The sequence below is a fragment of the Ensifer sp. D2-11 genome, from assembly GCF_054161295.1.
In genome coordinates this window covers 1535738-1560386 of sequence record NZ_CP096433.1, presented here as the reverse complement: position 1 = coordinate 1560386, position 24649 = coordinate 1535738, and the positions used below count along the sequence as shown (strand labels likewise).

The following is a 24649-nucleotide window of genomic DNA, read 5'->3' as shown; positions in this document are numbered from 1 at the left end:
CGCGAATCGATCGTTCGTTCGTGCGGCCTATTCCTCGAAGCGACTCGTTTCGTCACGGTCCCGCTCGTATCGTCTCTTGAGGGGAAACTGCGGCAGCCAGGATTCGCGGCGGACGGTCCAGCTTTCGTAGGTCGGCATCAATTGATCAGGGGCGTCCAAGGATCCGAGGTTCACTTCGATTTCGTCTCCGCTGCGTGCGAAGACGGTCGAGCCGCAGCGGGGGCAGAAATGCCGACCGGCGTAATCGCGCGTCTCGCCATCGATCGTCACAGAGTTCTCAGGGAAAATGGCGGACGCATGGAAAAGGGCCCCGTGATGCTTGCGGCAGTCGAGACAATGGCAGAGGCCTACCCGGTATGGTCGTCCCGTCGCCACAAATCGCACGTTGCCGCACAGGCAACCGCCTGGGAATCGATCCATACTGCGTCTCCTTCGAATCAAGCGGTCCAGCGTTGACGTTGACCAGCGCCACGAGCGACGCGGCTTGTCGCAGTTCTATCTGGCCCATGTAGAATGTGACGGGCTGGTCCGGCTTGCAAGGTCAGGTGGGTCGGGTGAGGGGCCATCCAATGCTTAGCATTTTGGAGTTTCAATCACCTCGCTCTTGGGAGATGGTTCCGGATGAATTCATACCACCGGATACGCCAGGAGCGCGCAATGCTTCCAGAAATTGAGCTCGTTGCCGACGTCGATGTAGTGGCCATGTCACCACTGGTTCGCGGCATGGTCATGGCCGTATCCTATGCCGACACCGAAGGAGGCATCGGCCTGACTGCGTCTGGTGCGATGAACCGCAAGTTCGTGCACTGGGCCGCCGTTCACTTCGATTGGCCCGACTACACGTCGGAGGATCTGTACAGCATCAGCAAGGTTCTGAACGAAGCTGATATGCCGCCGCTTTGGGTGGTCCGCGACATGCTCAAGCACCTGAGGCTTGTGCGGCGAAACAAAGACCGACTGCTTCCCACCAAACGCGGTCGGGACTTTCTCGCAAGACCCCACACCTTCTTCGATCAGATCGCGACAGACTATCTTTATGCCTATATCGACTACGGGCAGGCACAGGACGATGTGCGGGAGCGGATGCGGTGGTGGCACGTCTTTCTCAATCTTATCAATATCAAGGCGAGAAAGGGCTGTTCGCTGGATGACCTGGTGAACGAGTTATACCCGAGCGAGTCGTACTCAGTGACGCAAGCTTCAATGGTCAGAGCGGAGTTCCGCCACGACATCATGCGGCCCCTGTGCTGGCTGGGATTGCTGCGGGAAGAGCGCGAAGGGCTAAGATTTCTGCAGGACGGTACCTATTACAAAACACCTCTATGGGGGGCCTGTTTAGAGTTGGAATCCGACACCCAAGCCGAGATTACCGTCTCTTGAGACACATGCAAAAATCCTCAAGGCTCATTGTTTTTATTGGCATGTCGCACTTGGAAATAGAATGTACCCGGCTACATATTTTGTGGCGGCAAGGTTGAAATGTCCGCCGTTGGGCAAAGTTGAAATGTCACTTTGAGTGCGTCACCAACCATTTAGAAATGCGACACGCGACATCCCCACTGGCACTGAGGCAAGCCCCCGACCGGACCGGCTGGATCGGGTTGCAAGGGAAGGGAGGGGGCGGGTGAAGGGCACCCTTCGGCTTTAGCTTTGAGACCTTGCGATGGCGGATCATTCCGCCGCATCGAGCTCAGAGAGCGCTTGTCGCCGTCGGGCAATGACCGCTGGATCGTTCGTGAAATCCGTCCGCTTACCCGGCTTGCGGCCACGCGGTTTGTAGCCAATCTTCTCGCTGTTCGTCTTCACGGCCGGCTTCGTCTGCTGCTCCTGACGTTCCTTGATGTAGGCCAGGACATCACCCAGCCGCTTGTTCTCGGTGATCGCCGCATGCGTCACCCGCTGGTTCTTATCGAACACCCGGTAGGGCAGGCAATGGCCTTTCCACCGCACGTCCAATCGACCATCCGCATAGGCATAGGTCTCGACATAGCGACCAGCCAAACCGCGCGTCACCTCGGTCTCCTCAAGCATGATCCGCTGGCGCTCGAACGAAAACGTCAGCTGCGATCCGACATAGCGCTGCTCGCGTTTGCACAGGATCTCGTTGAGCCGATCGGGCGCCAGATTCATTGGCCGATGCAGATCATCGGGTCGGGCAGGGACGATCGCAAACCGCGCGTTGTAGTGCTCTATGAAGCCAGGCAGAAATGCATTGCCAGCCTCCATGTCGTCGATACCCGCCAGCCTTAATTCCTTGACCAGGCGATCCTGCAGCGTCCGGTTCATCCGCTCTACGCGACCTTTGGCCTGACTGGAATTTGCGCAAAGAATCTCGATGTTTAGCTCGCAAAGTGCACGCCCGAACTGAGTCATGCTCTGGCCACCCTTGGCATCCTTCTTCGCCACCCGAAACACCGAATGCTTGTCGGAGTAAAAGGCGACAGGTGCCCCATGATGCCTAAGGTACAGCGCCAGCGCTTCGAAGTAAGTGAACGCGCTTTCCGAGCGCACAAACCGCAACTGCATCAACTTGCCCGTCGCATCATCGACGAACACCAAAAGCGAGCACGGCGGCCCGCGATCCTCAAACCAGCGATGCTCCGACCCGTCGATCTGCACCAGCTCGCCATAGGCCTCGCGTCGCAATCGTGGCTGATGGAACGTCCGTCGCTGCTTGCGCGACAACCAAAGTCCGGCATTCGCCATCCAGCTGCGCAGCGTCTCGCGCGATACCCGCAACCCATCGCGTTCAGCAAGCTTCTCTGCTGCCAAGCTCGGACCAAAGTCCGCATAGCGTTCGCGAACGAGCGTCACTGCATAATCCCGAACACCGTCGCTGATCCGATTGTTCGATGGCCGGCCAATCGCCTTGTGCCGGATCGACGCCGCGCCGCTCGTCTCAATCCGCTTCAGCAATCGGCGAACCTGGCGGGTGCTCAGCTCAAGCACATGCGCCGCCGAAACCAACGTCATGCGCCCGGCGATCACTTTCGACAAAACCTCAATCCGCTGCAGATCACGCTCGCTCATCGCAATCAATCCCATCCGCAATCTCCCAGGTCATCAAAACCCGGGGAGAGTGACATTCCAACTTTGCAGAAACAGGACAGTTTAACTTTGCGGCTACATATTTTCGTCGCATAAGATAGATTATGGAACTAAGGCCTGTCGAGATTCGGGATACCCGCCGCGGCTTGTTTGATCTCCTCATCCCTTGTGCTTGTCACAGGGATCCAGCCAGACCAAGTCCTTGGGCTGAAAGAACTCTTCCCGCACCGCAGACGCGGCGCTGCTCTCATCTCTGTGACAAGCACAGAGATGAGGACGAGGAGAAACGTCATCATCCATCTCGCAGCAACCGGCGTCATAAGATGAATCTCGACATGACTTAGAGCCGATGTAAGCCGCATCGGATCAGTGCCTTAGAGAAAATCGCTGATATGAGACTTTATGCGTCATCCACCGTCGGCCGGTCGATATCGAACTCCAGGCGCATCATGTCGTAAGCCGGCTCGACGTGATCCGGCGTCTCGCCGCATACGGTTTCGTAATCCATCGGCACATGCATATGCGTGAGTACGGCGCGCTTCGGCTGCAGACGGTTGATCCACACGAGCGACTGCACCAGGGACAAGTGACTCGGGTGAAACTTGTACTGCAGCGTGTCGATGACGAGCAGATCGAGCCCGCCGAGCTTCGAGACCGTTTCCACCGGAAAGTCGCTGACGTCGCTGCAATAGGCAAAATCGCCGATGCGGAAGCCGAGCGAATGGACGTTGCCGTGAAACTGCATCAGCGGCTCGAACGAGATCGGCCCGCCGGCTCCATGGATGGTCAACGGCGGCAGGTCGTCGGGAATCACATAGGGCTCGACGATCGGCGGATAGCCGCTGCCTGGCGGCGACTCCAGACAATAGCGGAAGCCGTCGCGAATACGGGCCATCGTGAACGCATCGGCCCAGATCGGCACGCGCCTGCGATTTTCGATGACGAAACCGCGCAGATCGTCGATCCCGTGCAGATGGTCCGCATGGGCATGGGTGTAGAGCACGGCATCGATGTGGCGTACATTCGCCGCGATCATCTGGGCGCGGAAATCCGGGCCGGTGTCGATCACGACGGTCGTCTTGCCGCCGTCCGGCGCAAACTGTTCTACGAGCAGGGCCGCCCGCATGCGACGGTTGCGGGGGTTCGACGGATCGCAGGCGCCCCAATCACCGGTGATGCGCGGCACGCCCGGCGACGAGCCGCAGCCCAGAACGGTGAAGGCCCGCCGAAACGCCATTTCAAAGCCTCGGCATCTTCGAGAAGATCCTGAAGGCGTTTTCGGTCGTGATTTCGGCAATCTCCTCCCTGGAGACCCCGATGGCTTGCGCCAGCACCTCGGCCGTGTGCGCCACGTAGGCCGGTTCGTTGCGCTTGCCTCGGAACGGCTTCGGCGCCAAATAGGGCGCGTCCGTCTCGACGATCATCCGATCGCGCGGGACCGTCATGGCGATGTCCCTCAGTTCCTCGGATTTAGGGAAAGTCAGGATCCCCGAAAAGGACACATAGCCGCCGAGCTCGACGCCGATCCGGGCGAGGTCCGGGCCGGACGAGAAGCAATGGAGAAGGAAGGGGAATGCGCCCTTCCCCGATTCCTTGGTTAGAATGGCAGCCATATCGTCGTCGGCCGACCTGCTATGGATGACGAGCGGCAGTCCGGTTGTTCGCGCTGCCGCGATATGCCGCCTCAGGCCCTCCGCCTGCGCGTCGCGCGGCGCGTTGTCGTAAAAATAATCGAGCCCCGCCTCGCCGATCGCGACGACCTTGGGATGGGCGGAGAGCCGAACGAGATCGTCGGCCGTCACGTCCAGTTCCTCATCGGCATTATGCGGATGCGTGCCGACGGAACAGAAGACGTTCGGATATCTCTCGGCGATCGCGAGGATCGTGTCAAATCGTTTCACCCGGGTCGAAATCGTCACCATCTGCCCCACGCCGGCCTCGCGCGCGCGCTCGATGATGGCGTCGCGCTCGGCCTCGAAATCCGGAAAATCCAGGTGGCAATGGGTGTCGATCAACATGGTTTCGTCTTCACTCAGGCTTCCGGCGCGACGTAGCGCGGGAAGACCGGCTTGGGTGCTTCGAGCGGCGTTCCGGAGACGAGGCGCCCGGCTTCGCCGAGATGCGCAAAATCGCGGCGGTCGGTCGGGACGGCGACGAGATCCAGGAGTTTTCCCGCCGATTCCGGCATGAAGGGCTGCAGAAGGATCGCGACTTGGCGAACGACCTCCGCCGTGACGTAGAGCACCGTTGCCATGCGGCTCGGATCGCTCTTCTTCAGCGCCCAGGGTTCCTGGCCTGCGAAGTAGCGGTCAGTCTCGGACACGACAGCGATGATCGCCGCAAGTGCGCGATGGATGAGCTGTTTGCCCATTTCTTCGCGTGCGGTGCCGATCAGCGAGTCGGCGGCGGCGAGCATCGCGTTGTCCTCGTCCGTCAGCGGACCACAGAGCGGCATCTGGCCGTCGCAATTCTTGACGATCATCGACAGGGAACGGCTGGCGAGATTGCCGATGCCGTTGGCGAGGTCGGAATTGATGCGGGTCGCGATCCCCTCCTCACTGTAGCTGCCGTCCTGGCCGAACGAGACTTCGCGAAGGAAGAAATAGCGGATCTGATCGAGACCGAAGTGCTCGACCAGATTGAACGGATCGACCACGTTGCCGAGCGACTTCGACATCTTCTCGCCCTTGTTGAGCAGGAAGCCGTGAGCGAAGACGCGCTTGGGGAGCGGAAGGCCGGCCGACATCAGGAATGCCGGCCAATAGACGGCGTGGAAACGGATGATGTCCTTGCCGATGACGTGGATGTTCGCCGGCCAGAACTTCGCCCGCGGACCCGTCGGGTCGGTCAGACAGCCGGTGGCCGTGACGTAGTTGGTGAGCGCGTCGACCCATACATACATGACATGGGAGGGATCGTTCGGAACTTTGATCCCCCAGTCGAATGTGGTGCGCGAGACGGAGAGGTCCTTCAGGCCCGACTTGACGAAGGAGATGACCTCGTTGCGCCGTTCCGCCGGGCCGATGAAGTCGGGATTTTCCTCGTAGTGCTTCAGGAGCTTGTCCTGGTAGGCGGAGAGCCGGAAGAAATAGCTCTCTTCCTCCACCCATTCCACGGGCGTTCCCTGCGGTCCGTAACGTACGCCGTCGCCGCGCAGCTCCGTCTCGTTCTCCTGGTAGTAAGCCTCGTCTCGAACGGAATACCACCCGGCGTAGGAATCCTTGTAGAGGTCGCCCGCCTCGCCCATGCGGATCCAGATCGCCTGCGATGCCTCGTGGTGGCGCTGTTCGGTCGTGCGGATGAAATCGTCGTTGGAGGCGTTGAGCAGCCGCGCCATGTTCTGGAACTCGGCCGAATTGCGGGCGGCAAGCTCCTGCGGCGAAATTCCTTCCTTCTTCGCCGTCTGCTGCATCTTCTGTCCATGTTCGTCCGTCCCGGTCAGGAAGAAGACCTCGCGCCCGTCGAGCCGCTGGAAGCGTGCCATTGCATCCGTCGCGATCAGTTCATAGGCATGACCGATATGCGGCTTGCCGTTCGGATAGGAAATCGCGGTGGTGATGTAGAACGGGGACGTATCTCTCATAGCGGGCTTCGATATCCTCGGGATCGGAACTAAGGGTGCTATTAGCGCATAGGCTTCAGGTAGGAAACTGCCGGGGCAAGAAAAAGCCCTCCGTCGCGTGACCTCGCCGGGAATCGGTCCCGGTTGACAGGAGCGGAAAACGGGAACAAAACAAAAACAACTAGATCATTTCACACTACGCCCTTCCGGGACGGAAGACCGTGTCCTGGAAGTGCTTCAGGGAGGCGTGCGTGCTCGGCGAACTCAAACGAAAATTCGAGGAAGCGTCCGCGATCTATGCGGCCAGGCATGCGATCAGACGTGACCCGGATTGGTATATCTTGAAACTGCAGGAAGAGGTGGGGGAACTGACGCAGGCATGGAACAATGCAACCGGCCGCGGGCGCAATCGGGAGGCCCCGCCGGACACGCTGCAGCAGTCGCTTGCCGACGAAACGGCAGATATTCTGGGTCATGTCCTGCTCTTCGCCCACCACAACGACATCGATCTCGCTGCGGCGATAGAGCGAAAATGGAAATTCGCGCCTAGTCGTGATGACCAGGCCCGGACCGACCTAAAATCATGAACGTGATCGTTTCATTAAGTCGAGGCGCGGGATGCGCGGAAAACCGCGCACACTTTTCCTCATTCCCTATTGCCTATAGAGCCTCTTTGAGATCGTCGAGCAAGGAAAGGATGGTCTGCTTGCGATCGAGGTTGTAGGCATTGCTCACCGCCATGCGTTCGCCAACGATGCTGGAGAGTCTCGCGAACCGTTCGGCCCTGCCCACGTCGCCCGCGATCGCCGCTTCGCGCGCCAGCTGCATGATGCGTCCCGACAGCAGCGACGAGAAGAAATCGAAAATCGTCTCGCTGTCCTTTCCCGAAAGAACGTCAGCGAGCTTGTGCATGTTCTTGCGGGCGGCCGGTCCCTGCCCTGCCAGGATGTCGTCGAAAGCCCCGGCGATCTCCAGTCCGCCATAGTTGATCAGCTTCAGCGCCTCCGAAACGCTGCCGCTCGCCGCGGCGAGGACCCGTTCGGCGTCAGGACCGGCGAGATCGAGCCCGAGATGCGCAAGTGCCTGGCGCAGGGCTTGTGTATCCAGAGGCTTCAGCCGCAAAGGCAGGCAACGCGAACGGATGGTCGGCAGGAGTTTTCCCGGCGCATGGGTGAGCACCAGGAACAGCGAACGGCGCGGCGGCTCCTCCAACATCTTCAAAATGGCATTGGCGGCGTTGCGGTTGAGATCGTCGGCCGGATCGATGATGACGATGCGCCAGTTTCCGGTGCCCGACGTCTGGCCGAAGAACTTGCCGGCGCGGCGAACCTCGTCGACCGTGATCGCGCCCTTCGCCCTGCCCGTCTTTTCGTCCACTGGGCGCGCGAGATGCAGGAGGTTGTGCGATGCGCCCGAAGCAAGCTGTCTCGTGACCATCGAGGCTGGATCAGGGTCGGCAAGCCTTTCGGGGGCGTCTGCCGGATCCGGATGGCTCAGAATATGATTGGCGAAGCGAAAGGCGAGAGTTGCCTTGCCGATCCCTTCCGGCCCTTCGATCAGGACCGCGTGATGCCCCTTTCCGGACCTGTAGCTCTGCGCGAGAAAGGCTTCCGCCTCCTGATGACCGAAGAGCTTGCTGTTCGTCGCGGGAGCAAGCGCCCCCTCCAGCACACCTGGCTGCTCCGCGGTCATGACGTCGCTTCCGCATTGGAGGGTTGCGGCTTGCCCTCGAGGGGCAATAGCGCCTCGACGAGACTCAATACTTCGGCAGCGATCGCGGTCGGCGGACGGTTGGCATCGACGACGCGGCAACGCTCCGGATCGGCCGCAGCAATATCGAGAAAGGCTTCGCGCCGCTTTTCATGCGTCTCCAGCTGTTCCTTTTCAAATCGGTCGGGACTGTCGTTTGCGGCGCGGCGGCGGGCGCGCTCCAGCCCGACCGAAGCGGGAAGGTCGAAGATGATGGTGCAGTCGGGAATGACACCGTTCACCGCAACGCGTTCCAGGGTCTCGACGAAAGCCGGTTCCAGATTGCCCGTCACGCCCTGATAGACACGCGAGGAATCCATGAACCGATCGCAAAGGACGATCGTTCCCTGCTCAAGCGCCGGCCGGATCACCTCCTCGACATGATCGCTGCGTGCGGCCGCAAAGAGGATCGCCTCCATGCGGACTCCGAAGGACTCGGCCGCGCCGGAAAGAAGCACGTGGCGAACGGCTTCGGCGCCCACGGAGCCTCCCGGCTCGCGCGTGGTGAGCACGCGGTAGCCGCGCGCGCTCAGCGCTTCCGCAAGAAGGCGCATCTGGGTCGACTTTCCGGCCCCCTCTCCCCCCTCGAATGTTATGAAAAAACCCTTGGCCAGCGACACTTCAATTCCCGGATCGGCGTGCATTATCGTCCCTGTTTAGCCGATCGGTCCGGCGGAAGGAACCGTCGCGACGCGCATTTGTCACAGCCAGAAGAACAGCAGTTCCTGCAGCGCGTCGATCGCCCGGCTCGTGAGCGTCCCGGGCTCGACCGCCCTCGCCGTCTTCACGGGAACTTCCCGCAGCAGCTTGTCCCCGTTCCAGAGCTTGACGACGCCGACCTGCTGACCGGCAGCGACGGGTGCGTTGAGCGGCCATTTGTAGACGATGCGTGCCGTCAGCCGTTCAGGATTTTTGACCGGCAGCAGAACGTCGACCGGGCTGCCCGCCACGAGCGCCACTCGGGAATCCGCACCGCCGTAGACGCTCGCCTCTCCGATGGTTTCACCATCGGCGAAGATGCGCCGTTTCTCGAAAGCGGTCATCGCCCAATCCAGGACCCTGCGGCTCTCCTCGATTCTCTCCTTTTCACTCTCGAGGCCCCCCATCGCGAGATAGACGCGGCGGTCGCCGCGTTGCATCGAGACGGCGAGCGAGAAGCCGAAACCCTCCGCAAAGCCGGTCGCCAACCCATCGACGCCGACATTCGCGGCGATTAGAGGGTTCTTGTTGCGCTGAAGGATCTTGTTCCACTCGAATTCCGGCTGCGAATAGAGCCGGTAATAATCCGGGTGCGCCTCGTATAGGTGCCGCGTAAGGGCGACGAGTTCGCGCATCGTGACCTTGTTTTCGGGATGCGGCAGCCCCGTGGCATTCTTGAAGGTGGCGACCGGCAGCCCGAGATCGCGTGCCCGCTTGGTCATCAGTTCGGCGAAAGCAGCCTCGCTGCCAGCCATTCCCTCAGCTAGGACAATGCATGCGTCGTTCGCGAGTTGCACCGTTGCGCCCTGGATGAGGTCCGCAACGCGGATCCTGGATTTGATCGCGGCGAACATCGTTGACGTGCCGGAGGGGGCCCCGCCTGTACGCCACGCGTGTTCAGAAACCTCGAAACTCGTCTCGGGCGTCAGTTCGCCCTTATCCAGGGCCTCGAAAACCACCTCCATCGCCATGAGCTTGGCGAGCGAGGCAGGCGGGACGGGTGCATCCTCGTCGCGTGAAAAGAGCACCGTGCCCGTTTCGGCATCGACGAGATATATCTGCTTCGCTTTGGTGTCGAAGGCGGGCGTCTGGGCGACCGCTTGCCCCGAAACGACGGCCGCGAGGAAACCTACGACCGCAAGCCACTTCATGCGCATGAGAAACTCCGGTTCTTCATGGGCATATCAGCGCGAAAAGCCCTCTTCAACCGGCATCAGCGCGAGTCGGCGTTTCGGTGCTGGCGCTTCGCATAGGCGAGGATGGAATCGGGTGTCAGCGGATTGCGATCGACCATGATCGCCTCGAAGGGCGAAGGCTTGTCGCTGACGCGGACTTCGACATATGCCGCGGCATAGGCCATGCTGCCGTCCGGCAGCGGGATCAATTGCGGGCGCGACGTCGGCATGGGCCCTATCTGCGGCAGAACGACGAATTCGCCGAAGGCGCTTGTTGCCGCCGGGGCCTGCGCCGGTTTGGCGAGCGCGTTCACCGGCACGCCGGCATCGAGCATCGATTTATTCGGAACCGGGACGGCGCGGAGATTCGGAACCATGTCGCGCAGCGGCTCGTTGGAAGCCACCATCACGCCTGAGGCGATCTGCCCTTCCGGCATCACGCTCGGGCCACGGTCGCCCTTCCTGACGTACGAAGCCATGAGGTAGGGCATGTCATTGCCTTCGAGCGGCGCACGACCGACATATTGAACGCGGACATTGGCGCTGCCCTTGCGCTTGATGTCCAGCAGGTCGGCGGTCTTCGAAGAGACGTCGATGATCCGGCCGTATTCATAGGGGCCGCGATCGTTGACACGCACGATGACAGACGTGCCGTTCTCCAGGTTGGTCACGCGCGCATAGCTCGGCAGCGGAAAGGTCGGGTGAGCGGCCGAAAGGTGATGCTTGTCGTAGACCTCGCCATTTGCCGTCAGACGGCCATGGAAGGCCGACCCGTACCAGGAGGCCATCCCGCTCTTGTTGTAGCCGAAATCCTCCTTCGGCTGATACCACCTGCCCTTGACCTGATAGGGCTTGCCTACCTGGTAGCGGCCGCCGCCCTTCGGGATGTTGTTTCCGGTAGCGACCCTGGGACTGGCTTTGACGCCATAGACGGACTCCGCGAAGTATTCCTTGCTCCGCGACTTGGTCTTCTTGACGCTCGATGTCGATCCGCAGGCCGCAAGCACCGCGCAAAGCAACGGAACCGCTGCGAGACGGAGCCCCCTCACAAGATATGCCGCACCGTTATTGGATGTCATCTGTCCCACAAGATCATTCGCAAAGCCACACCCGAATTCCGCTCCTGCAGCGCTCACGCTTCCGACCGGACGCGCAAGGATCGGCGCAATCGTGCAGTAATTCCCCCCGCGAGAATTTCGCCGTCCCGAAACGGAACAGTCGAACAATCATGACAACAACAAGGCGAAATTGCGAACCGGAGGACGAAGGGGCGCCAAAAAACGCTCGCTATGGTTTACGGAACGTAAATGAGCCGCTGGACCATAGTCCGAGAGAGCCTGCCAAAGGTCCTAAACCCGTTGCCGGGTATCCCTGCCGACACATATCGTAATAAGCACCCGCACGGCTCGTCAGCCGCGGGGTGCGGCGGCCTCAGAGCTGGCCGAAGCTTCCCGTCGGTGCAACTCTGAGGCTCCGTTACCGGTTGGCGTGCTGCCCGTGTTCCGCCCGGCGTCCGAGAGGATATCGCAATGTACGATAGAGACGATTATGGGCCGCCGGAGCGACGGGCGGCAACCGGCCTGCCCTTGGGCGTAATGCTCCTGTCGGTGCTGGCGATTGCCGTTTATCTGCTTGCCGGAGCGGCGCTTCTGGAGGGCAGAAGTCGGAACGTCGCGGCGTACGACGTCCCCCGGGCAGGCGACGGAAGTCTGACTGCAGCGCCTGACACCGGACAGCGCCCGTGACGATGGCCCACAACCGTGTCATGGGCGTATGCGGCCAAGTGCACCCTCGGAAGGACGCTCATGAACACCGAGAAGATGAGAATGCTCATAGAGGATTGTCGCAGGGACCTGTTCGCCTATTTGGCGCCCGGCAGCGGCATCAGCGACCGCGAGATGATCATCGCCCTGCTCCATCGCCTCGATGGGCTGCAGGCCAGAGACGCGCTTGACGAAGACTTCGACTGGCCGCCATTTGCGCCGGAGGAACGACTGGATGAACAATCCGGCCGCGACCGGACCAGCCCCCGCCTCAGGATAATTCTCAACCGTCGCATACAATGATCATCAGGGATCCACGACAGCACCCGATTCTCTGCCGGCGCGGCACGCCTGGAATGCACGCAAATGCTCCGGAGCAAGTTGACGCTGCGATCAAAGCTGCTAAAAAGCCAGCCGTTGGTGAATGGGCAGCAAGCCCGGTAGCGATCGCCGGTCTATCGAGAACTCGGAAACGAATTTCACGAAACTCACCGCATTTTGGCGTGCGCAAAAACCAAAAATGTCAGCCGCGAAGAATCGCGTATGGCACCGGCATGGACAGGTGGCCGAGTGGTTTAAGGCTCTGGTCTTGAAAACCAGCGTACGGGAAACCGTACCGTGGGTTCGAATCCCACCCTGTCCGCCATACCTCGTTGTTTTTGTTGTATTTTCTAGATTATAAAGACGGCTATCATAACCGTTTACCTAACGGTACTGAGGCAACCAACCGTGTCAGAGAATCGCTATAATCTCCGCCAGGAAGACGACGGCACGTGGACGGTGTTCGATATCTTCACGGGCTTGCCGGCGCGCGTAAATGACGTGGAGCAGGTCGGCTTGGAAATGGAGCAGGCCGACGATCTAGTCGACCTGCTGAACCTGCTTTATATCAAGCGGCGAAGTGGGCCGGTGCATTGAGGGCTGCTGGAGCGCTGCACTCGCAAATCCGGCTCCGGCCGCCGCTAAAAATTCAAATAGATATTGACGCTTGGTCGACGGTCGTAGCGGTAATCGCCGCTGTAGCCGTAGTCCCGGCCATAGTCATGGCGGGGGTAACACCTGCCGTAGTAACGGCACGAACGCCAAGCGTGTCGCCTGTTCCAGTGGTTGTCTCGCCAATTGCGTCGATGGTTGACCTGCTCTACAGAACCCGTCTGCACTTGCGCCGGCTGAGGCGCGTAGATGGGCGCAGCCGTCACCGGCAAGGCGAAAGACGTAGCAAGAACTACGCCTGTGAGAGCGGATATGAACTTGCTCATGAAGGTATCCTCCTCGGTGCCAACGAAATTGGACCTTGGAGCCTGAACCGCCGATGAATGATTGTCCGCATCACAGAAAAAGCCCCTCGCCCGCGAAGAGCGAGGGGCTGGCGCCAGCGTAGGCCGTCGCCGTGAGCGCGTTGGTCCGGTGGTGAGCCGGCAGCCGTGCGGCTGGTGGTGGCATTCTGCGCTCGGGTATTCGTTTAAAATTCGTTGCGCCGCCAGGACGCGTAAAAAAGCCAGTCGCGATCGCCGCGGCTGTGGTTGCATCGCCTGCACGCCATAGCCAGGTTGGACGGATGGCCCGTGCCGCCGTCAGCGCGGCGATGCAGGTGTTCGAGTGTGGCTGCGTACGGCCGGGCAGCGTCGTATGGTCGGTACGTCAACACGACGTGCTCTCCGCAGTAGCAGCAGCGCCCTTGCTGCTGCCAGAACAGAAGCCACCTGAAATACCGTACAGCGCGGGTGTCCATCGCTGCCTCCATTTGGTCGGCGTTTTCATGGATCGGCGGCGCCGAGTCTTGGTCTCGGCTGCCGCAGGTCGGCACGCCTGAAACTTAGGCGGGCTGCAGTCGCTCCGTGGCCTTTTGGATCTGATGGATCTGAAACGCCAGTTCCTCGATGCCCGACTGTTCCAGCAGCTTGAAATCCAGGATGTCTTCCAAGGTGTGCAGGTTGCTGAATAGCTCTCCGACCAGGGTAACGGCGACCTTCGCCTGCATCTGGAGATCGTAGGCATCCTGCGACCAAGGGCGGTGCGGGCTGCTGTCATCAGCGCCCTGCACCTGTTCGCGGCCAGTCTCAGCGGACTGGCGTCTTAATCTCATGCCCTCTTCGGGTTCAAAGGCGATCGTCGGAACGGGTCTTAATCTTGCAATCTTCGCGGTCATGGTTGGCTCCTCGTTGTTGCTTTTGTAGCAGTGTGTTTGTACACTGTACCGACACAATAGCCGATTCTGGTGCAGTGTCAACATGCATTTGTACAGGGTACCAAACATGAAGCCTATTCAATTGAAAATGGCGCGCGCCGCGGTCGGCTTGGGGGTTCGCGAACTTGCCGAGTTGGCAGGGGTAACAGCGAATACGATCACCCGCATTGAGAACGGAGCGGACGCGAAGCAATCGACTTTGGACGCGTTGCGGGCAGCATTGGAGAGGGATGTCATCTTCCTCTCTGACGGCGAAACGACTTCAGGCGGCCCAGGCGTCCGTCTGCGCGATCGTCAATCGTGAGGAACTCACGGATGCCTAAAAAAGAAACTTGAACATTCCGAACTCTCTAGCAAGTTTCATCGAGCGACAAGTCCCTGTTCTTATCGAAGCTGCCGAACCCGCGGCTCATTAATTCGCGACCCGACAGGACCCGCCAAGTTGTTGATATTATTTTACAAATTTGTCAAAAATATCGATTTTCGCCTATTGACCAGTAGAGTCAGATAGCTCAATCACCGCGCCTCCACGAATCGCGAGAGACGCTCCACCGTGACAAAACAGACTATCCGGGAAACCACGCCAAACCGCTCAGCGGCACAGGCGCATGCCGAAGCTCTAACCGAATCCGCAGACGCCCGACAGAAGCGCGGTCAGAAACCGCGGCCGATCGTGGAATTCCCTGACCCTCTCTTCGATGAGTGGGAAGACCCTCCAACGTTCGCCGAAGCACTGCAACTGCATATGCGGCGACACGGCGACACATGCTGGCACTTGCATCGCTCCATCGTCCGTCCCGGCGAAGCATTCAACCGAAAAACGATAGTGGTTTGGTTCAACGGCGAAAAGCCGCCGAGAAGCGTCCAGAGCTTGGAGATACTCGGGCGCATAGAGCGCCGGTATCGACTTCCCGCAAGCTATTTCAAGAACAAGCTACCCCCGACAGCGCGTGCAGCAAGAGGGCATATTGTGGGTGACGACATTGGAGATGCCGAACGCCGGCGGCTGGCGTGGCATCTGCCCGATGATTTCAACTCACTTCCATTTGAGAAGCGAGAAGAAATCATTGAATGGGTGCGACGGGTCATCATCAGCGGCACGACCGAATACCGCCGGTTCCAAGCTGCGGCGAGCAAACAGCGCTATGCGATCAGGTTTCCTGCTCTAACGGGACGATCCTCATCGCCGGTTTGGGAAGCCGAGGACGAGGATCCCGACATCGACGATCCTGACCTCCTGTCCGGTAGTTTGGATGCGCCGGCGACCCTGGCGGCGGAGATGGAAGATCTTGTTCGGTTTAAAACATCGACGCTCACCGACCTCGGCTTCCAGCGCAACGGCATATGGGGAGACGAAACGGCGGCGCAAAAGATCGAGCACCTTGGGCTTATGTTTGGCGCACTGTCTGCGGCGCCTATCGAAGGCGTGCAAGGCTACGGTCTCCCCTTCACGCGACTGACTTTCGGCCTTCTCGCATTCCCTGGGGTTTGGGATTGGTATCTGCGCTGGCGCGAACGCCGGCGCGGGTTCTACACGATCTGGGAGGTCAACATGCTGGCGGTCGCGCTCGCTCTAACGCGGCGCGAAACCGGATGGCTTCGGCAGCACCCGGAGTTGCTCGCACGCGTGCGCCCCATCCCCGGCCTTATCTCCGAAAGCGAGATCGCTGCGGCATCGAATGACTGGGATGGTTTCTGCGATACCTTCTACCGTCATCTGACAAGCCGTTCCAAGGAGATTCAGCGCGTCGCGCGCGTGCATCGCGACCCTTTTGAACCGATCATGTGTGTGCTTGAGACGGATAGCCCACTCTCCGAATACCGGAAAATCACCGACGAGATCGTCGCTCGGATGCCTGATGAGAGACGCTACCCGCGAGCGGCCGCTGAGGCTGTGCGATCATTTCTGCTGCTGCGGCTTGGTTTGCACCTCGGTCTTCGCCAGAAGAACCTGCGTCAGTTGCTTGTGTGCCCTCGCGGCCAGTTCCCGACGTCAGAGCGCCGGCTCGAGGATTTAAGGCGCGGCGAGCTGCGATGGAGCGATCGCGACCGAGGGTGGGAGGTGTTGATTCCGGCAAATGCGTTCAAGAACGCGAGTTCGTCGTTCTTCGGTCAGAAACCGTTTCGACTCGTACTTCCCGACCTTTTGGATCTCTACAAGTACATCGATGCCTACGTGGATCGTCACAGGGCCGCCCTCTTAGGCGACATCGCAGATCCCGGCACGTTCTTCGTCAAGACGACAAAGGTCAACACTAAGGACGCAGCTTACGACCAAATCGCCATCTACGAGGCTTGGCGGCTGACGATTCAGCGGTACGGCATCTACAACCCCTATACAGGCCGGGGCGCGATCAAAGGCCTGCTTCCTCATGGCCCGCACAACGTGCGGGACGTGCTGGCGACGCACATCTTGAAGAAAACTGGTTCATACGAACAGGCTAGTTACGCAATTCAAGACACGCCAGAAATGATCCGCAACCACTACGGCCGTTTTTTGCCGGAGGATAAGGCTGCACTGGCGGCGCGGATTCTAAACGAAGTGTGGAGGGCGGCTTGATGACTATCGATCCTCTCTCGCAGCTGCCGCTCTTCGCCACCGACCAGCAACTGGCCGTCGCAATCGTTGGCAAGGATCGCGCGTCGATGTGGGTGAAGACAGTCATCCCGCAGCTTGAAAGGAAGGGCTTCCCACGAATCGATCCGTTGCACGACGGTCGACCAGTGCCGCTGGTGCGGAGATTCTACGAAGGGTATTTCGGTATCACTGCCGGTTTTGCAGCGGCCGCTCCAGACGGCGAGGAGAGGTTGGGCTTGTGGAAGAGGGATCGCAACAGGAAGCGCAAAAGCAAATGGGGAGATCCTGCGCCGTGACCACGTCCCCTCGCCTCATCGGCCGCAAGGAGGCAGCCGCGCAGCACCTCTCGAATACCGGCCGCGGCGGCTTTAAGGTCACGCGCGGATATCTCCTTTAGAGGCCGCTATTTGAATTCTGGTTTGAATGCCCGACGGTAGATCCGATGGCGTAGGGCGTCACGCTTGCCATTCGAACAAGTAGTAGAGCCCTGTGAGTTCCTTGGGCCTTACTTTCAGCGTTTCGAGCAGACGACTTAACTCGCCGGCCGGAATTTTTATCCCGGCGCGCAGATCGAAGGTCCCGTCAGGAGAAAGTCTGTCGGACACAGAAATGAGTAGATGCCAGATGGCAAGGCATTTTGCAGAGGCGACATCGTTTGCCTTGAAGGAGGGGGACATCGCGTTTGTCGCAAAGTGTTCTTCAATATCCCGCCTAGCCGCAGAAACGACCGAACCAAGCATTGGATCGATCGAATGTAACGAAGGCATGTATGTCGACGAGTGGACGAAAGAATACTTTGGGCGAATATAGCTCGCATATCCTAGTCCAAAGTCACTCATGTGAATCTTTGCATCTCGAAACTCATCGGCAATGATGGAGCAGGCAACAATAGCGTTCTGACGTCTATTAGCGTTCTCTATATCTTTCGCGTGCTCAGCTGTTTGCTTCGCAGCAACTAGAACAAAGGTGCCGGCTGCCACTGCGGCAGCTCCGCCGATTAGCGTTTGGTAAGGATGGACCCACTTGAGCAACACTAACCATCGGAGAGCATCCCAATATTGACCGAAGCAAGCTCCACTCAAAAACACGCCGCATGTGCTTTCGTAATGCCAGGCGACGAACGCAAGCAACGACCACGTCGACACACACACCGCGACCCACGGCTTCCAGTTCAGCAACATAATGTTCCTTGCGAAGATCGATTCCAAAGGATTCCCATGGATTCCGAATATGCGATGCCGCGTATGGAATTTGCAACCATCTGTGGAGTTCCGCACCCCCGCCCTTCCCTGCCGCCGCTGACCATGCTTAGTTGCGCGTGGGCTAAATTTCTTCTTTGAGGGGCATTACATGAAAATCCGTCTGATCGTGCTGGCGTCCGCGCTGGCTGTGGCTTCCTGCGCAAAACGTCCTGACGCAATCGTGCCGGTCGACATCCCTATGGCAGCGTACAGCAACCAAAGCTGTCAGGGTCTGGCGCAAGAGCTGATGAAGGAGCAGGCCAATCTTGCCGCTGTTTCAAAGCAACAGAACCAGGCGGCTACAGGCGACGCGATCGGCGTATTCCTGGTCGGCGTACCTGCGTCAAGCACCTTCGGCGGAGACAAGGAAGGGCAAGTCGCCGTGTCGAAGGGCAAGGTCAATGCGATCGAGTCTTCGATCAAGGCGAAGGGGTGTCAGTAGCGGCACGACATAATGACAATTATGCCATACGTGGGTACGCTCGCGATGGCAATCAGATGGCGGGATGATACCTCGTCGGCAATTTAGCGAAGCGAGCAAACAAGAATAATGGCCAACTTCTCAAGATTGACGGTCAATAATTGGCGACAGTTTGAGCATGTGGATATCGATTTAAGCAAGCAGATCACGGTGCTTACCGGACAGAACGGCTGCGGAAAAACAACGATTCTAAATCTGCTGAGCCGTCATTTTGGTTGGAACCTGCAGTTCGTCTCGACACCATACATTGGAAAGAAAACAGCAAAGCGCCTCTGGTCCGATATTTATGACGACCTGAGCAGCGATTTCGAAAATGTCGCTAACGGCCGCGTCAGTATCGGTTCAATTTCCTACGACGATGGACAAATTTGTGAGCTCTTTACAAATACGCTGACAAGCATTCAGTATATGCCAGATTACAGCGCAATGAACACTGTGGATGGCATGCACATCCCGTCGCACAGGGGAATAACGACTTACAGTAATGTCAGCAACATTCCGACAGAGCCGATTACGTCGGCGCAACAATACCAACAATTCCAACAACTGCTAACTCAGGCATACGGGGGTGGCCGAGCAGATAACGCTGGTCGGATACAGAAGCAGTCTCTCATCTCCCTCGCCCTCCTCGGCGAGGGTAACTCGCACGTCACTCCAAATCCGGAAATGAAGCGCGTCTTCAAGGGGTTCCAAGCCGTATTACGAGAAGTGCTCCCGAGCAGCCTTGGTTTTCGCCGAATAGAAATTCGAATGCCAGAAGTAGTGCTCGTCACAGATTCTGGTACTTTCGCGCTTGATGCGATGTCGGGGGGGATAAGTGCGATATTCAGCATCGCTTGGCAGATCTATATGTTTGGCCACGACAAATCGAGCTTTTCAATCACGATTGATGAGCCTGAAAATCATTTGCACCCGTCGATGCAGCGAACCTTCTTGCCAAAGCTGGCAAAGGCCTTTCCCAAGTGCCGCATTATAACGGCAACCCATAGCCCGTTTATAGTGTCAAGCTTCCCCGAAGCAAATGTAGTCGCCCTTACGAGAAGTGAAGGTCAGCGGATTATTTCTGAGGAGTTGGACCTCAAGGATATATCAGGCACGCCGAACGAGGTGCTCAGAGAAATTCTTGATGTCAGCTCGAACCTTCCTTTGTGGGTGGAAGGAGAAATTGAGAAAGTTATAGAGCGCGCAAGCAAAATGCCTCCAGAAAAAAGGGCAAGACACATTATGCAAAAACTAAAGAAGCTCGGGATTTCTGACGCAATAGTTGAGTATAAGCGCGAGCGTTAAATGAGAAGCATCGTCAAGGCAGAGGAGCCTGCGGTTCTCCTCACTAACAAGGTCACATGGACCGCCGAATATGCAGCCGATCCGGCCAATAAAACAAAAAAATATCGCTACCGGCACCCGGACATCAAAGCCGCCCTCAAAACTGAAACGTCCGACAAATGCGTATATTGCGAAAGCAAAATTGGGCACAACACACCCGGGGACGTCGAACACAAGGTACCAAGCTCATTGGACCGCACCAAACATTTCGAGTGGGAAAATCTGACGATCGCATGCACTGAGTGCAACCGAAGAAAGAGCGCCTACTATGACGTGGTAAAGCCATTCCTCGACCCTTATCTCGGAGGCGTAGAGGCCCGAGTCGTACATCACGGCCCGATCGTGTGCTGGTCGCCCAGCGATGTAGTGGCTGAAACTACGGTCAAGATACTAAATCTCAATGATACCTCGCGGACACAACTCGTCGCGCGAAAGGTGGAGCATCTTGACGCCCTGAATAACGTAGTCGCTCGACTGAAAGAGGCCGATCCACTCATACAGGAGCTAATGAAGCTCAGAATTGACGATATGAAATCCGCAAAGGCTGAATTCTCCGGGATGGTACAAGCAGTATGCGCAACATACGGCATATAAGAGCGCATGACTTCACAACCGCATCTCCCGTTCATTGCTACCGACTTGGAATAGGCAAGAGCGGGTTAGTCGATGAACTCGCGTTTGCGCGACGAGTACAATTCGAGTTTTAAGGACATCAAGCCACCCTCGCCGCCAGTTTCCCTGCTACGACGGGCGTAAACACGAGTCCGGCTGCGCGTCGCGACGAGCGGCAGCATGTCGAGAGCATAGTCCAGGTACATTGGCGAACCGACGTCATCCCCTCGCGAAGGCGCGCCACGCTTTGAGTTGCTATCCCGGCTAATGCCCGCCAGTTGCCATGACGATGAACTGGGGCGCAGGGCCCCACCGGACCGGGCCGTATGTCAAGCCTCACCCAGATTGAGTGATTCATAAGTTTCTACTTGAGATACCTGTATTTTAATGTATCCTAAATATGCATTTTATAAGCGTGCTACTTTAATGTGTATCCTCGCGACGCGATCCGCCTGCGAGCGAGACGTGCGTGTTCATCGTAAATTTGAATTTGCATCGCAGACCGGTGGCCTGTTTGCGGCCGCTCGGTCTATGCCATCAATCGGGGGAGTAAGATCATGAAACAACTAAGTCTTTCAGTTTTATTGGCAGTCGCTTCGCTCGGAGTGAGCACTCCCGCAACAGCGCAATGGGCAATGGATGCCTCCAAGCCATATGTCGAAGACACCAGCAGTTTGGAATCTCCGCAGAAAGCACCGGCGCAGGTGCTTACGGGCGATAAGCGTTGGGCTTGCTCCTGGAACCACTCAAGCACACAGACCCTCTACATGAGTTGGCGTTTTGACAACGCCGGTACGACGAATCGCACAATTCAGCCGCTTGGGTCGGATCGTCTGTTCGTCGGCACGAACGATGGATGGGTGTGTTGGCAACATGGGGCGCCGATCGGAGCAAATTGCCCGAACGCCACCCGTATCCAAGCATGGTCTGGAAACTGCCCTTAATGCAGTGAGTAAAGCCGCGGAGCAGCACGGAAGTCGGGGCTGCTCCGCGGAAACGCCCTGGACGAAAGGAGTAGCAAGATGACCGACGATGAAGATTGGACCAACTCTGAGCAGCTTTCAGCCGCCGAGCTTGATGCTACAATTTACAACCTCAAACCGCCTTCGGCTCCTATTGTTAAGCGCATAGAACCTGACGTCTCTGGCGGAAACATTTGGACTTGCGATCCTCGCGCGGTGAATATCATCTCCATCAACGGGGCTAACATTCCCTATTCGACGGTAGTTTTCTTTAAATCCCTCGTCATTAATTGGCAACCAGCAAGCGGCGCGACACCGATCACGACCCCCAATCCAGGTGGCGGAAGGGGCGGGGCCTTCCCAGCATACCCGTTGAATTCGCTTATTTTTGGCATGGGCAGGCGCTATATTGGAGGAGTCGAGAGCTTTGCCCTCGAAGGCCCTTCTGGCAGCGAGATTTGGGTTGCTGTAAATGACAGCAACTACGGCGATAACTCTGGGCTGATCCAAGTCAGGGTGAGGGGTCGGTAGCAAGTTGGTCGTCACATCGTCAATAGAGGGCGGTTGTCCGAAAAACGTGAGCGCCGGCCGCCTCTCTGGAAAAGCGCCCCTTAGCTGTTCGGCCTCTATTCGGGCGATATCCTGAGCGACAAAACGCTTTTGGCAGACCGCATTGGACATCATAGAGGCGGCGCTGCGCTGTCGATTTGGGAGTAATCTCTGGTGATCTCAGCATCTTGCAAATCGGTCGATGAACGAACTACATTTGGCCATCAGCGAGGGGGCTACCATGTCGAAGACCGAAGACAAAACAATCAAGCACAAAGATCTGCCTCAGATCAACGAAGAGAGGATCAAATCCCTTTCGACGAGTTATCTTGACGACAAACTCACTTCGGCTGGAAATCCCAAGCCAAGCTCAGGCGGCAACAAAGACAAAGACTCCGCATAACCGTGGCTGAACCGACAGCCCCGTGGACGTGGTCTGATGCGCTCAGCATGGCGGCCAGCGTGGCCGCTATCGTCGCCTTGCCGTATGCTGCCTATCAGGTACGCCAAGCGCGAATAAATGCTTCGGCAACCGCCGCCGCAACAATCTTCTCAAACATAAAGCTCCGTATTGACGAAGTCGCCGCCCATGACAGCGAGCAAGGGCTATACGAGGCGACTTGCGGGCTACTTAATGAGATCGAATTCTCTTGCTCTCTCTACCTCGATAGCCAGCTTGGAGGGCACACCGGCAAAATCGCAACCGAGTTCATCAAAGACATTCTCGCTTCTGTCGAGAGGAACGATAAACTGCTGGAATGCACTGTTAGAGCGATCCACAAGCCTCACACGTTTGAGTGCATTAAGCAGTTTTGTCGAAAACACAAAAAGGATTGGAAGCCTCTTAACGCCGCCTAGGACGGACACCCCATTTTGCAAGTTGCATTAGAAAGGTGTCCACCGACGAATCGGCAGGAGACGGTGGCTTCTGAAACTGTAGGTCGGCAGGGACAAGGGGGACGGCTCCGGGAGGCCGCAACAGGCGCAGTTGGCCACAGCGGATGGTTCTTTCTAATCGCTCTAGCGTCAACAAATCCCTACCCTGCCCTCGTCGTCCGCCTCTGCGGCTGGTTCTCAACAATGCGATCGACACGCAGCGTCATATTGTCGACGGCATCCTTCACGCCGCCAATCGCCGCCATGATCTGCTCGGTCGTCTCGCGTAGGCCCTGCTTAGAAACGTAGTGCTCGGCGATGTGTAATTTGTGCAAGGCGAGGTCATCCCGAACCGCGCCGATCTTCCCGTCAACGTACTTCCATACGCCGAAGATCGTGCCGAACAGCCCGACGAAAAAGCCAACCGCGTACATGATCTCAGCGCCCGTCATCTTTTCAGCACCGCCTTCACGCCAGCAACGCCGCCGCCGACGTAGAATAGCCACTCGATCATGCTGCCCGCCGCGTCTTTCATCTCGCGCGTCGGCAAGTCCGCCACATTCCACGAAAAGCCAAACACAGAATCGAGGATGACCGCAGACCACCAGAAGCCAAGCGGCAGGACGAAAAGCGCGGCGAACATCCAGAACCACGGAAAGGCGAATTTCGCCTTGTTGAGATCCGCCATGATGCGGGTCTCTTCGACGACCTGGCGCATGTATTCCGCGGTGAGCTCGGTGCGCAGCTTCTCTTTGTCGACCTCGAGTTCGGCGCGCCGCTCCATCAACTTGATGCCGCGCTCGACCACTCCGCTGAGGCCGATTTTGATTAGGAATGAAAACAGGGCGATCACACCTTCACCTCCTTGCCGCGCCAAGTATTCCAGCGGCGCTCGAGAACGTCCCGATAGCGGTAAGCGACGTATCCCATGGCCAGTACCGCAACACCCGCCGCAATCCAGCCCCACGGCAAGCCAGCAGCGAATGCGAGCGCGCCCGAGCCGACTGCAGAGCCCGCGCCCTTGGTGGCAGCGTCCTTCAGCGCCTTGGCGTCGCGCCTTAGCTGCGACAGGGTAGCCGGTCCGAGAATGCCGTCGGCGACGAGGTGCGGATGCGCCTTTTGGTAGGCAATTACAGCCTCGCGCGTCTTCTCCCCCATCCAGCCGTCGATGGCGCCAGGATTGAAGCCCTTGCTGGTGAGAATTTCCTGCGCTTCCTTGACGGCAGCGTCAGGCTTGCGGGGTGGCTTCGGCGTGGCTTCTTTCACCGCGCCGCCAACAGACGCATAGCGGCCGTTCAGGAACAGTTCAGCCTCTTCCTTCCGGCGCCGTACAAGACCCGGCAACTTCTTGCCGTCGGCGGTGTTGTAGTGGCCGCCGAGGTAGGCTGCAGCACCTTTTATGTCGCCAGCGCGCCAAAGGTCGGCCCACGTCCACTCCATCGCGCCGGTCCCGAGGTTGTAGGTTGCGCTTACTGCGGCGTCCATCTGGTGCTGGCTGCGATTCTTCGGGGACGACGCAACGACGGCCGGCTCGAATTCTTCCGCCAATACCTCGGCGAAAATGTCGTCTGACTGTGCGGCCGTGATCTTCGTCTTGCCTGGCACGAGCTTCGTAATGCCCAGCTTCGCCAATGCACGGCGCACCGCAGCAGATCGCATGGTGAAGCCAATGCCGATTGTCGGAACGCCAACCGGATCCAGATAACAAGTCAGCGGGTTGCCTTCGTGGCCACGCATAAAGGCGCGCCCACGTGGTGACGTGGTCGTGATGGTCATTTGGAGTCCTATGGTGGGAAGGTACGTGGTGGGGCGAGCTCTGTTGGGGAAGCATGTGCTCGCC

At 58.4% G+C, this 24649-nt stretch carries 30 protein-coding genes and 1 tRNA gene; 15 read left to right on the top strand and 16 right to left on the bottom strand.

Annotation, left to right across the window (positions count from 1 at the left end):
• Window positions 1–27: 27 nt before the first annotated feature.
• The gene (locus M1D34_RS07585) at window positions 28–420 is read right to left on the bottom strand and encodes a GFA family protein (protein ID WP_013844456.1); all 393 of its coding nucleotides are present in this window, start codon (window positions 418–420) and stop codon (window positions 28–30) included.
• 237 nt (window positions 421–657) lie between these two features.
• Here M1D34_RS07585 and M1D34_RS07580 point away from each other — a divergent pair, with 237 nt between their 5' ends.
• Window positions 658–1380: a hypothetical protein gene (locus tag M1D34_RS07580; RefSeq protein ID WP_498781474.1), complete on the top strand. Its 723-nt coding sequence runs from the start codon at window positions 658–660 to the stop codon at window positions 1378–1380.
• A gap of 291 nt (window positions 1381–1671) precedes the next feature.
• On the opposite strand, the gene M1D34_RS07575 is transcribed toward M1D34_RS07580, so the two are convergent.
• The 4 genes from M1D34_RS07575 to metG all read right to left on the bottom strand — a co-directional run bounded on the left by M1D34_RS07575 (window position 1672) and on the right by metG (window position 6631).
• Window positions 1672–3045, bottom strand: a complete 1374-nt coding sequence (locus M1D34_RS07575) for an ISNCY family transposase (RefSeq protein ID WP_498781472.1) — start codon at window positions 3043–3045, stop codon at window positions 1672–1674.
• Window positions 3046–3448: 403 nt separating this feature from the next.
• On the bottom strand, window positions 3449–4285 hold the full coding sequence (locus M1D34_RS07570) for an MBL fold metallo-hydrolase (RefSeq protein WP_498781470.1): 837 nt from the start codon (window positions 4283–4285) through the stop codon (window positions 3449–3451).
• A gap of 1 nt (window position 4286) precedes the next feature.
• Window positions 4287–5066: a TatD family hydrolase gene (locus M1D34_RS07565; RefSeq protein ID WP_498781468.1), complete on the bottom strand. Its 780-nt coding sequence runs from the start codon at window positions 5064–5066 to the stop codon at window positions 4287–4289.
• Window positions 5067–5080: 14 nt separating this feature from the next.
• Window positions 5081–6631, bottom strand: a complete 1551-nt coding sequence (gene metG / locus M1D34_RS07560; protein WP_498781466.1) for a methionine--tRNA ligase — start codon at window positions 6629–6631, stop codon at window positions 5081–5083.
• Window positions 6632–6861: 230 nt separating this feature from the next.
• Here metG and M1D34_RS07555 point away from each other — a divergent pair, with 230 nt between their 5' ends.
• Window positions 6862–7197 carry a pyrophosphohydrolase domain-containing protein gene (locus M1D34_RS07555; RefSeq protein WP_318853737.1) on the top strand — a complete coding sequence of 112 codons (336 nt, stop codon included), beginning with the start codon at window positions 6862–6864 and terminating at the stop codon, window positions 7195–7197.
• Window positions 7198–7270: 73 nt separating this feature from the next.
• Here M1D34_RS07555 and M1D34_RS07550 read toward each other — a convergent pair whose 3' ends face one another.
• The 4 genes from M1D34_RS07550 to M1D34_RS07535 are packed head-to-tail and all read right to left on the bottom strand — an operon-like array spanning window position 7271 to window position 11312.
• Window positions 7271–8302 carry a DNA polymerase III subunit delta' gene (locus M1D34_RS07550; RefSeq protein WP_015007511.1) on the bottom strand — a complete coding sequence of 344 codons (1032 nt, stop codon included), beginning with the start codon at window positions 8300–8302 and terminating at the stop codon, window positions 7271–7273.
• On the bottom strand, window positions 8299–9003 hold the full coding sequence (gene tmk, locus M1D34_RS07545) for a dTMP kinase (RefSeq protein ID WP_003528315.1): 705 nt from the start codon (window positions 9001–9003) through the stop codon (window positions 8299–8301). The genes M1D34_RS07550 and tmk overlap by 4 nt, the downstream gene beginning before the upstream one ends.
• A 57-nt stretch (window positions 9004–9060) precedes the next feature.
• The gene (locus M1D34_RS07540) at window positions 9061–10215 is read right to left on the bottom strand and encodes a D-alanyl-D-alanine carboxypeptidase family protein (RefSeq protein ID WP_010969340.1); all 1155 of its coding nucleotides are present in this window, start codon (window positions 10213–10215) and stop codon (window positions 9061–9063) included.
• A 56-nt stretch (window positions 10216–10271) separates the two neighbouring features.
• A complete protein-coding gene (locus M1D34_RS07535) occupies window positions 10272–11312 on the bottom strand; it encodes a septal ring lytic transglycosylase RlpA family protein (RefSeq protein ID WP_003528312.1) in 1041 nt (346 codons plus the stop codon).
• A gap of 450 nt (window positions 11313–11762) precedes the next feature.
• On the opposite strand from M1D34_RS07535, the gene M1D34_RS07530 reads away from it, so the two are divergent.
• The 4 genes from M1D34_RS07530 to M1D34_RS07515 all read left to right on the top strand — a co-directional run bounded on the left by M1D34_RS07530 (window position 11763) and on the right by M1D34_RS07515 (window position 12914).
• Window positions 11763–11978, top strand: coding sequence for a hypothetical protein (locus M1D34_RS07530; protein ID WP_498781462.1), 216 nt, complete (start codon window positions 11763–11765; stop codon window positions 11976–11978).
• Between the two features lie 60 nt (window positions 11979–12038).
• Window positions 12039–12299 (top strand): hypothetical protein, encoded by a 261-nt coding sequence (locus M1D34_RS07525; protein ID WP_003528309.1) that lies wholly within the window; start codon window positions 12039–12041, stop codon window positions 12297–12299.
• Between the two features lie 253 nt (window positions 12300–12552).
• A tRNA-Ser gene (locus M1D34_RS07520) sits at window positions 12553–12642 on the top strand.
• 83 nt (window positions 12643–12725) lie between these two features.
• Window positions 12726–12914, top strand: coding sequence for a hypothetical protein (locus tag M1D34_RS07515; protein WP_498781459.1), 189 nt, complete (start codon window positions 12726–12728; stop codon window positions 12912–12914).
• Between the two features lie 44 nt (window positions 12915–12958).
• Here the strand turns inward: M1D34_RS07515 and M1D34_RS07510 are convergent, their stop codons facing one another.
• The 3 genes from M1D34_RS07510 to M1D34_RS07500 form a co-directional block, all read right to left on the bottom strand.
• A complete protein-coding gene (locus M1D34_RS07510; RefSeq protein ID WP_498781457.1) occupies window positions 12959–13255 on the bottom strand; it encodes a hypothetical protein in 297 nt (98 codons plus the stop codon).
• A gap of 203 nt (window positions 13256–13458) precedes the next feature.
• On the bottom strand, window positions 13459–13728 hold the full coding sequence (locus tag M1D34_RS07505) for an HNH endonuclease (protein ID WP_498781455.1): 270 nt from the start codon (window positions 13726–13728) through the stop codon (window positions 13459–13461).
• A gap of 84 nt (window positions 13729–13812) precedes the next feature.
• On the bottom strand, window positions 13813–14145 hold the full coding sequence (locus tag M1D34_RS07500; RefSeq protein ID WP_498781453.1) for a hypothetical protein: 333 nt from the start codon (window positions 14143–14145) through the stop codon (window positions 13813–13815).
• An 82-nt stretch (window positions 14146–14227) separates the two neighbouring features.
• On the opposite strand from M1D34_RS07500, the gene M1D34_RS07495 reads away from it, so the two are divergent.
• The 3 genes from M1D34_RS07495 to M1D34_RS07485 all read left to right on the top strand — a co-directional run bounded on the left by M1D34_RS07495 (window position 14228) and on the right by M1D34_RS07485 (window position 17058).
• Complete coding sequence (locus tag M1D34_RS07495) at window positions 14228–14488, top strand: helix-turn-helix domain-containing protein (RefSeq protein ID WP_498781451.1); 261 nt, start codon at window positions 14228–14230, stop codon at window positions 14486–14488.
• Between the two features lie 249 nt (window positions 14489–14737).
• On the top strand, window positions 14738–16744 hold the full coding sequence (locus M1D34_RS07490) for a hypothetical protein (RefSeq protein ID WP_498781449.1): 2007 nt from the start codon (window positions 14738–14740) through the stop codon (window positions 16742–16744).
• Window positions 16744–17058 carry a hypothetical protein gene (locus tag M1D34_RS07485; protein WP_498781703.1) on the top strand — a complete coding sequence of 105 codons (315 nt, stop codon included), beginning with the start codon at window positions 16744–16746 and terminating at the stop codon, window positions 17056–17058. Before M1D34_RS07490 ends, M1D34_RS07485 begins: the two co-directional genes overlap by 1 nt.
• 159 nt (window positions 17059–17217) lie before the next feature.
• Here the strand turns inward: M1D34_RS07485 and M1D34_RS07480 are convergent, their stop codons facing one another.
• Window positions 17218–17940: a hypothetical protein gene (locus M1D34_RS07480; protein WP_498781447.1), complete on the bottom strand. Its 723-nt coding sequence runs from the start codon at window positions 17938–17940 to the stop codon at window positions 17218–17220.
• A gap of 172 nt (window positions 17941–18112) precedes the next feature.
• Here M1D34_RS07480 and M1D34_RS07475 point away from each other — a divergent pair, with 172 nt between their 5' ends.
• From M1D34_RS07475 to M1D34_RS07450, 6 genes are all read left to right on the top strand, one after another.
• A complete protein-coding gene (locus tag M1D34_RS07475) occupies window positions 18113–18445 on the top strand; it encodes a hypothetical protein (RefSeq protein WP_498781445.1) in 333 nt (110 codons plus the stop codon).
• A 108-nt stretch (window positions 18446–18553) separates the two neighbouring features.
• Complete coding sequence (locus M1D34_RS07470) at window positions 18554–19771, top strand: AAA family ATPase (protein ID WP_498781443.1); 1218 nt, start codon at window positions 18554–18556, stop codon at window positions 19769–19771.
• Entirely contained in the window at window positions 19772–20404 is a 633-nt protein-coding gene (locus tag M1D34_RS07465) for an HNH endonuclease (RefSeq protein WP_498781441.1), read from the top strand.
• A gap of 1040 nt (window positions 20405–21444) precedes the next feature.
• Window positions 21445–21915 (top strand): hypothetical protein, encoded by a 471-nt coding sequence (locus M1D34_RS07460; RefSeq protein ID WP_498781439.1) that lies wholly within the window; start codon window positions 21445–21447, stop codon window positions 21913–21915.
• A gap of 259 nt (window positions 21916–22174) precedes the next feature.
• Window positions 22175–22336 carry a hypothetical protein gene (locus tag M1D34_RS07455; RefSeq protein ID WP_498781437.1) on the top strand — a complete coding sequence of 54 codons (162 nt, stop codon included), beginning with the start codon at window positions 22175–22177 and terminating at the stop codon, window positions 22334–22336.
• 47 nt (window positions 22337–22383) lie between these two features.
• Window positions 22384–22791: a hypothetical protein gene (locus M1D34_RS07450; protein ID WP_498781435.1), complete on the top strand. Its 408-nt coding sequence runs from the start codon at window positions 22384–22386 to the stop codon at window positions 22789–22791.
• A 179-nt stretch (window positions 22792–22970) separates the two neighbouring features.
• Here the strand turns inward: M1D34_RS07450 and M1D34_RS07445 are convergent, their stop codons facing one another.
• From M1D34_RS07445 to M1D34_RS07435, 3 genes are read right to left on the bottom strand one after another with little or no spacing between them, the layout of a single operon-like run.
• Window positions 22971–23261: a hypothetical protein gene (locus M1D34_RS07445; protein ID WP_498781433.1), complete on the bottom strand. Its 291-nt coding sequence runs from the start codon at window positions 23259–23261 to the stop codon at window positions 22971–22973.
• Entirely contained in the window at window positions 23258–23662 is a 405-nt protein-coding gene (locus tag M1D34_RS07440) for a hypothetical protein (protein WP_498781431.1), read from the bottom strand. Before M1D34_RS07440 ends, M1D34_RS07445 begins: the two co-directional genes overlap by 4 nt.
• Window positions 23659–24585 carry a glycoside hydrolase family protein gene (locus tag M1D34_RS07435; RefSeq protein ID WP_498781429.1) on the bottom strand — a complete coding sequence of 309 codons (927 nt, stop codon included), beginning with the start codon at window positions 24583–24585 and terminating at the stop codon, window positions 23659–23661. Before M1D34_RS07435 ends, M1D34_RS07440 begins: the two co-directional genes overlap by 4 nt.
• Between the last annotated feature and the right edge of the window lie 64 nt (window positions 24586–24649).